The organism is Limnospira indica PCC 8005 (assembly GCF_000973065.1).
Taxonomy (GTDB): domain Bacteria; phylum Cyanobacteriota; class Cyanobacteriia; order Cyanobacteriales; family Microcoleaceae; genus Limnospira; species Limnospira fusiformis.
In genome coordinates, this window is record NZ_FO818640.1 from 3,701,688 (window position 1) to 3,714,194 (window position 12,507).

General features: G+C 45.4%; 7 protein-coding genes and 4 pseudogenes. 4 read left to right on the top strand and 7 right to left on the bottom strand.

Features of this window, described 5'->3' with window-relative positions; genetic code table 11:
* Positions 1-32: 32 nt before the first annotated feature.
* Positions 33-620 (bottom strand): COP23 domain-containing protein, encoded by a 588-nt coding sequence (locus XZ46_RS16160; protein ID WP_048895133.1) that lies wholly within the window; start codon positions 618-620, stop codon positions 33-35.
* Positions 621-649: 29 nt separating this feature from the next.
* Between XZ46_RS16160 and XZ46_RS16165 the strand changes: the two genes are divergently transcribed.
* Positions 650-1,750 carry a serine/threonine-protein kinase gene (locus XZ46_RS16165; protein ID WP_228116360.1) on the top strand — a complete coding sequence of 367 codons (1,101 nt, stop codon included), beginning with the start codon at positions 650-652 and terminating at the stop codon, positions 1,748-1,750.
* A 174-nt stretch (positions 1,751-1,924) separates the two neighbouring features.
* On the opposite strand, the pseudogene XZ46_RS16170 reads toward XZ46_RS16165, so the two are convergent.
* The 4 genes and pseudogenes from XZ46_RS16170 to XZ46_RS37590 all read right to left on the bottom strand — a co-directional run.
* Positions 1,925-2,588 (bottom strand): annotated as a pseudogene (locus tag XZ46_RS16170) (group II intron maturase-specific domain-containing protein); the annotation flags it as partial.
* Between the two features lie 10 nt (positions 2,589-2,598).
* A pseudogene (locus XZ46_RS32725) lies at positions 2,599-3,555 on the bottom strand (IS630 family transposase).
* A 56-nt stretch (positions 3,556-3,611) separates the two neighbouring features.
* A pseudogene (locus tag XZ46_RS16185) lies at positions 3,612-4,820 on the bottom strand (reverse transcriptase domain-containing protein); the annotation flags it as partial.
* A 1,560-nt stretch (positions 4,821-6,380) separates the two neighbouring features.
* Positions 6,381-6,506, bottom strand: coding sequence for a hypothetical protein (locus XZ46_RS37590; protein ID WP_008055230.1), 126 nt, complete (start codon positions 6,504-6,506; stop codon positions 6,381-6,383).
* 32 nt (positions 6,507-6,538) lie between these two features.
* Between XZ46_RS37590 and XZ46_RS16190 the strand changes: the two genes are divergently transcribed.
* Complete coding sequence (locus XZ46_RS16190; RefSeq protein WP_006668172.1) at positions 6,539-7,036, top strand: ferric reductase-like transmembrane domain-containing protein; 498 nt, start codon at positions 6,539-6,541, stop codon at positions 7,034-7,036.
* A gap of 80 nt (positions 7,037-7,116) precedes the next feature.
* Positions 7,117-8,478: a WD40 repeat domain-containing protein gene (locus XZ46_RS16195; protein WP_008055231.1), complete on the top strand. Its 1,362-nt coding sequence runs from the start codon at positions 7,117-7,119 to the stop codon at positions 8,476-8,478.
* Positions 8,479-9,018: 540 nt separating this feature from the next.
* On the opposite strand, the gene XZ46_RS16205 is transcribed toward XZ46_RS16195, so the two are convergent.
* Positions 9,019-9,309, bottom strand: a complete 291-nt coding sequence (locus XZ46_RS16205) for a PDDEXK family nuclease (protein ID WP_006624823.1) — start codon at positions 9,307-9,309, stop codon at positions 9,019-9,021.
* A gap of 1,673 nt (positions 9,310-10,982) precedes the next feature.
* Here XZ46_RS16205 and XZ46_RS36805 point away from each other — a divergent pair.
* Positions 10,983-11,207 (top strand): reverse transcriptase N-terminal domain-containing protein, encoded by a 225-nt coding sequence (locus tag XZ46_RS36805; RefSeq protein WP_008055233.1) that lies wholly within the window; start codon positions 10,983-10,985, stop codon positions 11,205-11,207.
* A 385-nt stretch (positions 11,208-11,592) separates the two neighbouring features.
* Here the strand turns inward: XZ46_RS36805 and XZ46_RS16225 are convergent.
* A pseudogene (locus XZ46_RS16225) lies at positions 11,593-12,495 on the bottom strand (IS4-like element ISAtsp3 family transposase); the annotation flags it as partial.
* Between the last annotated feature and the right edge of the window lie 12 nt (positions 12,496-12,507).

Here is a 12,507-nt window from a genome sequence, read left to right on the forward strand (position 1 = left end):
TTGGGTTAAGCACTCCCCCTTTGTGAACCACCCTAAAACCCACTGCTATGGGGTAAATGCCGATCTACCCAACTTTTCAGGGTAAAATACTGGGGATAACCGGACTCATCTATGGGCGACACATCCTGCCCCTGGCTAAAGTCGATTATCCTTGCTATTGTAGTTCTGGGGGTGGGGGCATTTTTCTGGCTGAGAGTAAACAGCACATTATTCTCCCTGCAGGTCTGCTGCCGGGAATTGACTACGCAAATCACGGTTAGCTGCTTCACTCTGCCATGGGTTAAGTCTAATCCCAATAACTGCCCCCCATTATTGGTCACCGCCAGGGTTAGTCGCTCAGAAACTTGGTGACAGCGATCTTGGGGAGTCCAGTTATCCCCAAATTCTTCACTATTCCAAGTAATCATCGGCGTTTTAGAAACGGCATTCCCTCTCTCGGCTACCGTTGACCAACCGCTGCTTCCGTCAACGCATTTGAATGTGGTTTGTTCATCGATCGCCGGATTGGTTGTAGGATCAGCAGCAGTAGTGGAAGACCCAGGATTAAAAATAGCCCCGACACCAAACCCAGCCAAAACGGCAAGGACTAGCATTAGCACGAAGTATTGAAGTTTGATCATATCCTGACTCCTGTAAGTTGAGTAGAATATTGACTAAGAGGCAATTAAACCTTCTACCCTCTACCTGCTTTCATTATACCAAAATTCAATTAAAATCCCATTCCCCCAAAAACATTATCCCCCAAATTATGCAAGTCGGACAACTGCTTGGCGGACGCTACCAGATCGAATCTTCGTTGGGTAAAGGTGGCTTTGGCGAAACTTACTTGGCGCGGGATATTCATCTCCCTGATTATCCTCACCGGATTGTTAAACAACTCAAACCCTCATCGACTCAGCCCCGGGTGTTGAAAGTAGCCCAGGATTGGTTCGACAGAGAAGCCAAAACCCTCTATAAACTGGGGGAACACTCCCAAATCCCCCAACTTTTTGCCCTTTTTCAGGAAAATCAAGAGTTTTATCTGGTCCAAGAATATATTGAGGGTCATGATTTGACGGATGAAATCTGCCCCCAAAATGGCATTCCACTCAAGGAACCCCAGGTAACTCAACTGTTGCGAGAAATTTTAGAAGTCCTGAAAGTTGTTCACCAACAAGGTATAATTCACCGCGATCTTAAACCCTCCAATATCCGGCGCAGCACTAGGGATGGAAAAATAGTGCTGATCGACTTTGGGACGGTCAAAGACATTGGTGGAGAAACTACGGTCGCCCAAGGAAATTTTACCCTACCTATTGGTACTCGCGGATATACACCCCACGAACAATGGAAAGGCCGTCCTAATTTTGCCAGCGATATTTATGCAGTGGGAATGGTGGCAATTCAAGGGTTAACAGGATTGCCTCCCGATAAGTTACGGATAAACCCTAACACGCTAGAAGTAATTTGGGCTGATCAAGTTTCTGTCAGCCCCCAATTGGCTGAGGTTTTAAATAAAATGGTGGCTTTTGATTGTCGCAAGCGTTACCAAAATGCCACAGAGGCTTTAGCGGCTTTATCAGGTAAAAAACAATCGAACGCTATCTCTGGTGCTATCAGCAGCCTAAATTCTCTGTCTGTGTGGGTGATTTATGTCTCGGTGTTGGTGACGGTCATCAGTGGTCTACTGCTGGGGATGGTTGTCCACGATTTTCTGAACCCTTCTCGACCGAATCTCCCACCATCGGACATCCCACATGGAACATGGTAAATTGTGTTACCATTGATAAGGGCGATCGCCTTCCGGTTTCACCCCAGCAACTGCTGTTGGGTTTCACCCAACCTACTGTTTCGGACATCCCACATGGAGTAGGGGTCGAGAATGGAGTCGCCTCCATCCCCTCCCATTCAGAACCGTGCGTGAAAGTTTCCCCTCACACGGCTCCTAGTTTGACTGCTCCATTGTTAAGGACACAGCGTTGGCGTTGTCTAGTGCCGTTTTATCATCGTGACAGTGGTGGTGCAGTAATTGAAGATTCTTGTATTCATCCTTTCCACCTAGGCTTCGAGGTACAATGTGGTCTACTTCAATTAGGTCTGATGGGGTAATGTATTGCCCGCACCAGGCGCACTTGCCTTTTTGCTTTTTGAGTAGTTTTGCTACCCTGTTTGGCGTGTCGATTGCTTGTCCTTTCCTGGTTGCCCAGTAAGTCCAATTTCCGTCGTATGGTGTTGCGTCAGGGCGTATTATGGTATGTCTGACCAATGGAGTCCAGTTATGTTGCCATAATGTGAGTCCATCCTTAGTCTTGAATAACCAGGATTCATGTCTTTCTTTCCCATTGCTAAGTTTAACCGTTCCTTTATGGAAGTAGTTTCCTAGCTTTTCGTAACTTGCCTTTCCGCATCTTGAAATTGTCCATGCCCGTAACATTAACCAGACTATGCTATCCCAGTTTATTAAAGGTTTCTGTTGAAACTACTGCTGAATAGTAGTTTGACCATCCCCTTATGATTGGGTTTAGTTTACCAATCAGGGCAGATTGAGGTGCTGTTTTATGTTGTTCAATTACACCTTTTATCACTTCTGTATGGGCTTTACAGCCTTTATCTCAATCATTAAGCACAGTAATAACACTTGGTAAACCAGTTATTTAAACACTGTAAATCCACAAGACTTACCGCCACTTCTACCAATCTCACTAATAATTCCATGGTCTCCGTCCTGAACTTGCACACTAAACTTTTGAGCTGTGACCACATCATCTCTATCGGGTTAAACTCAGGGGAATACACCGGCAGATATTCTACCCTGGTCTCCTACTCGTACTCTATCTACTTTCTTTGTACTTCTTCTCGTATGATGAGAATTTCTAGTTATCCACTTACCACTACTATCTTCCTTTTTTTAATTTTGGCAATAATAATCTAACTTGATTAATTGGAGAAAATCCTCTTTTTTCATGGACCCTTCTAATGTTTGAGTCGCTACCACTCCGGAGAGACTTAATTGCACAAATTATTGTCATTTTTTGACCTCGATAGGATTTCCGCAGTTCATAGACTTTTTTCCCTTTCGTCGCTCTGGCTAACGGTCTGCTCATCCCTACCCATAACCCACTTTCATCAATAAACACAAGCTTTTCAGGAGCCACATCTCTAATTCTTTACCAATAATCTACTCGCGCTTTCTGTACTTCTTCAGTTACTACTTTTTCGCTCCTGTATGTTTTTTTTGAGACTTATATCGTGCTGCTTTAAAAATCTATCTATCATGGTCGTACTGACATTTATGCCCAGCTTGTCTCTGAGCTTCTCACTATATTGCCATAAGGTCAGGTCGGGGTGGGCTTCTACAATATCTATCACGGCTTCCTCATGCTGAGATCAAATGCTTTTCTTTTTAGTGCCACACTTACGAGGAGATAAGTCTCCCGTTAATCGATACTGTTTGACCAGTCGCCTTACCGTGTCTGGACTCACCAAAAAGCGTTTCGCTACTTTTCGGATAGAAGTGTCTCCTTTTTCATAGGCTTCTACTATCTTTTTCCGAAAATCTAAAGAGTAACGGCTCATGGTAGTTGGTTGTGATAACTTATACAATAGCCATACATTATACCGTACTGTGTGTTTTGTGTAAAGGCTGTAACTGCTTTATTACTGGGTTTTATATAGGTTTTGTGACCGATTAATCGGCTGTTTCCTCCACCTGTTTTTCCAGATTTATACTTTCCTACTGGATATTGCCTGATATTAAAACCTAGAAAGTCGAACCCTGGTTCTTCTGTTTTGCCATTATACTCGATAGGATTGAGTGTGTGGCAGATTCGGGTCTTTTCAGGTTTTATTTCTAGTCCTACAGGTTTTAACCGTTCAGAAATAGCAGTTTTGCACTGTTCAATGATTCCTAAGTCTTTGGATATGACCACAAAATCATCGGCGTATCTTATTAGGTTGACCTGGGTGGTTGTCCCTTTATTTGGATACATTTCCTTAACTAACCTTTCCATTCCATCCAGTGCGATGTTGGCTAGGAGTGGACTTATTACCCCTCCTTGAGGTGTCCCTGAGTCTGTATCCTCGAATACACCGTTATCTAGCACGCCAGCTTTAAGCAACTGTTTCAGGTCTTTCTTTAGGCTGCTTGGACAATGAATTTTGGACAGTAGGTAATCATGGTTTATTCGGTCGAAACACTTTGCTATATCAGCATCCAACACATAATAACTACTATGTTTGATACATAGATAGATTCGTGCTATTGCGTCATGGGCTGACCGTCCAGGTCTAAACCCATAGCTTGTTCCTTCAAATCTTGATTCCCATTCGGGCTCAAGTGCCGACTTCACCAAGGCTTGCCTGGCTCTATCTTGGATTGTGGGTATTCCTAGAGGGCGTTTTTCATCCCTACCAGGTTTTGGAATCCACACCCGTCGCAGTGGTTTTGCTTTGAGGTTTTCCCTTAATATTTCTCAACAAGTTCAAAACCTTTGTTCTTGATTGAGATTGCCTCTCATTCCATCCGACTCCAGCCATTTTCTTTGCCTTGAATTATCTTTGGGAGGGCGGGTTTATTAAGCTGACTGTTGGGAAGCATGGCTGACCGTGGAACCCGCCCCTACAGTCGCACTGCTAAGAGTCGAGCATAATATGACTTCACCAATAGACGTTGCAACTTTCTAGCCTTTGCATCCTGTCCCGATTTAGCTGCTTGAAATATCCTCTTTTGGAGCTTGAAAACTTTCCTCTGAACTTTTGCCCAGGGAATTTGTTTCCATCCGAACGCACGTCTTGATTAACTTCGATTTCTCAAAGCCTTTCTTTAAACTCGCTTTCGTCATAGTAACTCCTACTAGACTCTATTCTTTACAATCAAACCGTGACCTGTTAGCATATCCCTACCATTACAGTTGGGCGTTGGCTTCTGGTCACATCTCACATCCTCTAAGACTTGCGGTTACACTTATTCCTACTGATATCTCGACCAGATAATCAGAGTCTAGGAGGACTTAAAACGTTCCATTTATATGGGCATTCCATCTTTAGACTTGTCCTCTCCACCGGGGTACTTTTAAAGGTCTGTGTAGGTAGAACTACTAGCCTCCTACTTTTCCCCTTGCTCTTTTGAACGCAGCGTATCAACCTGTTTCGCTACTCAATTTTTACGATGGTTCAAGCCGGACATTCAGTCTCCTTAATCATGGATGGTTGGCAGTGGTCGCCTCTGGTAGTAGGTTCTACTTCACGCCTTCCGTTCCCCGCTTCAGTCCCAGGGTTGTGAATCCTAAAACTGGGGGTGGCTATCGCCGTTACTCTCAACGCAATTGTTAAGGAATCATTAAGATTTCTAATTTAGCGTTTTGACCTTGAGTTCCCTGCCTTGTTTTGTATATTTCTATACCTAACGTTGGGACATATAAACAGTTATGGGATGGTCAGGGTACGAGTCCCTTATATTTCACCAAGGGGTGAAAGTCCCACTAGGAGGTTATTTCAGGCATTGCAGCCTTATTTGACTCCTAAACGTCTCGCACAACATGGTAAATTGTGTTACGATTGATAAGGGCGATCGCGTTCCGGTTTCACCTCAGCAACTGCTGTTGGGTTTTACCAAACCTACTGTTTCGGACATCCTACATCGAACATGGTAAATTGTGTTACGATTGATAAGGGCGATCGCGTTCCGGTTTCACCTCAGCAACTGCTGTTGGGTTTCACCCAACCTACTGTTTCGGACATCCCACATCAAAGATGGTAAATTGTGTTACGATTGATAAGGGCGATCGTCTCACGGTCGGGTTTCGCGCTTTGGGTTTCACCCAACCTACTGTTTTACTGGTAGTAGCGATCTACAACTAACCCGTAACCCTTGACGGGTTTAGTTTTCACCAGGATGAACTCTCTTTTTTTTTCTGGGGCTTGACACTACACATCTGCTAGGCTATAGTGAGGTCAGAATACTACTTAAGTACTCAATCCTTTTCAGGAGATAGAGATGTCACTACTTGTTTCAAAATCAGGGATGGCGCGACTAAATTACTACATGGATGTTAAGAACAACCTCTATAACAGAGCTTTTCAGGATTGACTGCTATAAGTTTCTTTAATAGTAAGTATTAGGTTTTCTAAGGCGACTTTTCACGGTTTTCAGTTATCTCGAGTTATAGACTTGGCATTTTCAAAGGATGTCAGGTTTTGCGGTAGATAATGTTTGTAGCCTATTAGTTAATCAAACCTAAAAACTTACTTTGGATGTGGCTAAGAGTTCCATTTTCGGCATCCGTTTCTGTACGCAGGTTCTGCAACTTTACTGCCACATTTTAGAGAAATTAATGGTCACACTTTGACCCCAAGTTAGGGAAAGGGTAGAAAACCGTTCCGTTGGCGTGTAATTCGTTCTTTTATTGCCTCTCTAGTGTTAGGGCTTGATATTGCCATGCCTTGACTTCAAGAAAAGCCATTTTCAGTTCTTTGTCCACTAAGATAACTCGCAATGTATCTGGAAAATCAACGGTGATAACAATCAATTCTGCACCACTTCCTAACTATTTTAGGCTTTTTGGCTTTAATTTTTTATACCCTGAGTTTACTTCCGACAATTCTCAGAGTAGTATTTCCCCAAACGAAACAAACGAGTATCCCTAAATTTCTGCTCAAGCATCGTCGCACGATTGGGATTTTGGCTTTTATTGTGGCGTTTGGGCATGGATATATTCTGGTCAAAAAAAGAGATATTGACTTTTCGGACCTAAAGACTTTCTGGGTTTATATCCAAGGGGTTGTTACTTTCATCATTTTTACCCTCCTGGCAATTACTTCCAATGATTGGAGCGTGAAAAGACTTAAGAAAAATTGGAAGCGCTTGCATGAGCTAACTTACTTGGCTATGTTCATGTTGACTTGGCACGTTTTCGATAAAATGGCTGGCCAGTGGACCTATCTAACTCCATTTGGGGCCATCATGATTACGGGTATTACCCTGTTATTTTTGGTTCGTCGTTGGAAAGAATGGCAGGTGCAACAGCAGAAGAAAGCAAAATCTGCCACGGCTGATTGAGTGAACTAGAACCCCAAATCTTCAAGGGATTTCTGGTACGAACACGCTTAATGGTAATAATTGAGTCAGGGAACTTACAGATGATTTTAAAACTGACAGGTTGGAAATATGCGGCGGGATTGGGATTGACAACTCTTACCGCAATTGTGGGACTCACTGTGTTAAAAACTGGCACGCAACTGCTGGTTTCCAGTCCGGATATGTCTTCTCTCTCGTATCCTAGCCTCACCTTGAACGGACATTCGGCATGGGTTTACGCAGCGGCAATCGCACCCGATGGCAAAGTTTTAGCCAGTGGCAGTTATGACGGTACGATTAAGATTTGGGATTTAGAAAGCGGGAGTCTGCGCCAGACTATTGCAGCCCATGCCAGTGCCGTGGCATCTTTAGCCATCGCACCGGATGGCAAGCATCTCATCAGCGGCAGTGTGGATAACCGGGTAAGGCTGTGGGACTTGGATACGGGCAAGCTGATTCGCACATTTAATGGTCACACAGATGACGTTAAGGTAGTGGCGATCGCACCGGACGGCAAAACAATTGCCAGTGGCAGTGCCGATAAAACCATTAGACTCTGGAATCTGCAAGGCGAAACCCTTGCCACCTTGCAGGATGTGGACTGGGTAAGAGCGCTGGCCTTCACTCCCGACAGCCAATATCTGCTCAGTGGTTGTGAGGATGGGACAATCGGCATCTGGCAGCTTCAGGATGGCAAAAAGTCTCTGACCATCCAAGCTCATTCGGGGGTAGTCCGAGCGATTGCCGTCAGCCCCGATGGTCAACTCTTCGCCAGTGGCAGCGACGATCGCACCATTACACTATGGAATGCTAGTAACCGGAGCATCTTGAATACTCTGACGGGACATTCTCATAGGGTGCAATCCCTGGCATGGAGTCCTGATGGCAGTACCTTAGTTAGTGGGAGTCATGACCGCACGGTGAGGCTGTGGAATGTCGCTGAGGGTAAGGTGTTCGATGCCTTACAAGCTCATGCTAAATCTGTGCAAGCGGTGGTTTTTAGTCCCGATGGTCGCCAGTTTGTCAGTGCCAGTAGTGACGAAACCATCAAATTGTGGCTGATAGCTCCCAAGTCCCCCACTGAACCGAAACCGGCAATCGCCTCAGAATCGCCAAACATTTTTACAGAGATTACCCAGAGTACGGAATTAGAGCAGCTCAATCAAATCTTGTATGAGCGCATCGATGGCGATTGGCAATCGGTAGAATTTGCTGAAAGTTTAGCTTATCAGGTCACGGTCAATCGAGAGGGTGCGATTACCAGCTACCAACCCCTGCATCAAAAGGCTGCCGATTTCGTGACCAAGACCCCTTTGCCGAATTTACGCACGGAACAAAATCAAGCAGATTTTGCCTATTTCCATCTGGTCTTGCATCCTTCAGGGGCGATTGAAGTTAGTCCCTGGCGCGGATGGGACAAGTGAACCTGTTAGGTTGCTTCTCTTGCTCGTAGGAACAAGATGCTGCCGATTATCCTCATCGCAGGCAATCGGCAGTCTGGCAGCTAATGAAGATAGCTGAATCTCAACGCATAGACTTCAGTCCCAAGGCAGCAGTATAAATTTCAGTAGCGCTTTAAGGGAGTCGGTATGCGGTGGAGTAGTCAGGAATTTAATCACCTGTTACATTTACGTCTTGCCTGGGTAAATAGTCGCTTTGATGACTTGTTTCCAGAGGGCAGTTGTTTTGAGCCTTCTACCTCCTCCCCCAACTTCTAGATGCGCCCCATAGCGCCGTTTGTCACTGGGATTGTCCGGTGACCCGAACTCTGCGCGATTAATTAAATCTCCTCCAGGAGGGGGGAAGGATTTAACATCTAAGGTCGATAAGAGACTCAGAAACCCATATTGCATCATAATTCGACTGGCCGGAATATCATCCGATACTCTTTCAGCCAAGCTAACTTTAGCGTGAATGCCACCGATGATGCCATATCCATTCGGTAATAGTCCTCTCGTTTCACCCTACTTTTCAATGGCTATATCAATTTTACTAGAGCCAACTAAATCGGAAATTCCCATGCGCTCTAATGTCTCTTTTTTGTCTTTTTTGGAAAATAAAGGCGTTAATTTGATGCCGTGATTGCGTAAAATGGGATTGTATTTTTGGGATAATGCTAGATCGAAAGCTTCACCGGAAGTTCTCACCCAACTTTGTTGGGGATTTGTCCCTTGCTTAGTGCGGAGGTAAATTCGGTACAGGACATGATGCCACAGGTCCGAGGGATTTTCATGGGGACAAAGGCTCCATGCCAATAAAAACGTATCGGCGATCGCATCTCGGGACTTGACCTTGGGCGCGTTTATTTTAGGAATAAAATAGGCTTCAATGGTATCATAATCTTGTTGGTGGTGCGAGACGTTTAGGAGTCAAATAAGGCTGCAATGCCTGAAATAACCTCCTAGTGGGACTTTCACCCCTTGGTGAAATATAAGGGACTCGTACCCTGACCATCCCATAACTGTTTATATGTCCCAACGTTTGGTATAGAAATATACAAAACAAGGCAGGGAACTCAAGGTCAAAACGCCCAACTGGAAATATTAATGATTCCTTAACAATTGCGTTGAGAGTAACGGCGATAGCCACCCCCAGTTTTGGGAATCATAACCCCAGGATTGAAGCGGGGAACGGAAGGCGTGAAGTAGAACCTACTACCAAATACGACCACTGCCAACCATCCATGATTAGGGAAACCGAATGTCCGGCTTGAACCATCGTAATGATTTAGCAGCGAAACAGGTTGATACGCTGCGTTCAAAAGAGCAAGGGGAAAAGTAGGGTAATCATGACATCACCTACACAGACTTTTAAAAGTACCCCGGTGGAGAGGACAAATCTAAAGATGGAATGCCCGTATAAACGGAACGTTTAAACCCCTTTTAGGCTCTCAAGTGGCAGGATGTACCTGCGGAGTAGTGAAAGTGTAAGCGTATACCTTTAAGGGGAAAGGATGTGACTGAAAGCCAATGCCTAACTGTAATGGTTAGGATATGCCCACTAGTCACGGTGTGGATATAGAGACTGCGACAATTAGGAGTGTTTACGACGAAAGCGAGTTTAAACACTACGATGTTGTATTTAGCTCCAAAAGTTGAAATCACAAAAGCAGGGAGTCGTTACCCTTTTCCCGATGTCAAAAGGGGTATCCACATCAGGAGCCGTGTGCTGGGAAACTCGCAAGCACGGTTTTGAATTGGAGTTGGGGAAGGTGACTTATCTTTCGACCATAACCGAGACGTTCAGGCATGAAATAGGGTTGCAATACCCGAAATAACCGCCTGGTGAGGATTTCAACCCCTTGGTTGAATATAAGGAGCGCACTCCTGACCATCCTCATAACTGTTTATATGTCCCGACGTTTTGTATAGAAATACACAGAACAAGGCAGGGAACTCAAGGTCAAAACGCAAAAACTGAAATCTTAATGATTCCTTAACAATTGCGTTGAGAGTAACGGCGATAGCTACCCCCAGTTTTGGGATACACAACCCCAGGATTGAAGCGGGGAACGGAAGGCTCCGAGGTATAACCCAATACCAGAAGCGAGACCACTGCCAACCATCCATGATTAGGGAAACCGAATGTCTGGCTTGAACCATCGTAATTATGAAGCAGCGAAACAGGTTGACACGCTGCACCCAAAAGGGTAAGGGGAATAGTAGGGTTTTCTACAAGACACCTACACAGACCTTTAAAAGTACCCCGGTGGATAGGACAAATCTAAAGATGGAATGCCCATATAAACGGAACGTTTTAAGTCCTCTTAGACTCTGAATATCTGGTCGAGATATCAGTAGGGATAAGTGTAACCGCAAGTCTTAGAGGATGTGAGATGTGACCAGAAGCCAACGCCCGACTGTAATGGTAGGGATATGCTGACAGGTTGCGGTTTGATTGTCAAGAATAGAGTCTAATAGGAGCATATATGGCGCAAGCGAGTTTAAAGAAAGGCTTTGGTAAACCCAAACCAATCAAGACTACGAAAAACGCATGGAAAGCAATTCCATGGGCGAAAGTCCAGCGAAAAGTTTTCAAACTCCAAAAGAGGATATTTCAAGCAGCTAAATCGGGACAGGACGCAAAGGCACGAAGGTTGCAACGTCTATTGGTGAAATCATATTATGCCCGACTCTTAGCAGTGCGACTGTAGGGGCGGGTTCCACGGTCAGCCATGCTTCCCAACAGTCAGCTTAATAAACCCGCCCTCCAAGATAATCAAGGCAAGAAAACAGCCGGCGTTGACGGAATGAGAGCAATCTCCCCAAGACAAAGGTTTGAACTCGTCGAGAACATCAAGGGAAACCTCAAAGCAAAAGCACTTAGGAGAGTATGGATACCAAAACCTGGAAGGGATGAAAAACGCTCACTAGGTATTCCTACAATCCAAGATAGAGCAAGGCAAGCCTTGGTTAAATCGGCTCTCGAACCCGAATGGGAATCAAGATTTGAAGACACTAGCTACGGGTTCCGTCCTGGACGGTCCGCACAAGATGCAATTGGTAGAATATACTCTGCCATAAAAATAGGACAATACTCTAAGTACAGGACAAAAGTTGTAGAGCCTGGTGAAACCGCCCTGAAAACAAAGGCAGATTAGAGAAAGTGCGGCGTAGAAAATCGAAGCCAGTGCGGAAAAGACTCTGGGAGCGTCGTCCGTGAGCCTTCAAAGGAATGGGTGAACCTTGGTGAATCCACAAACCCACCTTCATAGCCCAAGTAAAAGCCAGGCTAAGCAAAGCCAATAAACGGCTCAAGCGCTCAGGGTCCTTAAAGTGAGTCGATTCGAGACAGAAGCCCCGAGTCTTCAAGGCTCCGAAGAGGTTTTCAATACCCCAACGCCGAGCATAGTCGGGGAGGGCCGTTTCGGGGCAAGCGTTAGTGATGAGAATCAACAACTCCCCCGAATCAGCCAGACGAGAGCCAATGACGTAAACCTGCCGTCCCCAAACCCAACGGCGACCCGAAAGCTGGCGAAATTCTCCGGGTCGCAGAGAATCAAACATTCGTTCGCCGCTACGCCGAGTTCCTCCTAACTTAGGACTAATCAGCTCGCTGTGGCGGATGCGTAGGCGGAAAGGAACCTCGGGGTCGATGAGAAGATACGAGAGCCAATCTCGCCCCACAAATTCCCGGTCAGCGGTCAGACAAGCCACCTCCACGTCAGGAAATAGTGCCTCGAAGCGGTCGAATAAGTCCATGCGTTCGCCACTGTTGCTATTGCCCTTTTTGTCAAGCATCGTCCACAGCAGGGGAAAGGCAATCCCCTCGTGGACGACTGCCAACATCAAGATGTTGAAATGGGTTTGACCGAAAGACCAACAGGTGCGGTCGAGACTAAGAGTCCAAGGTTGGGGAATGTCAATGAGGCTAACGACGAAACGGGCAATCTCTGCCCGGTCAAATTTGAATTGCCGAAAAAAACGTTGTAATCGCTTGTATAGCATTGGTCA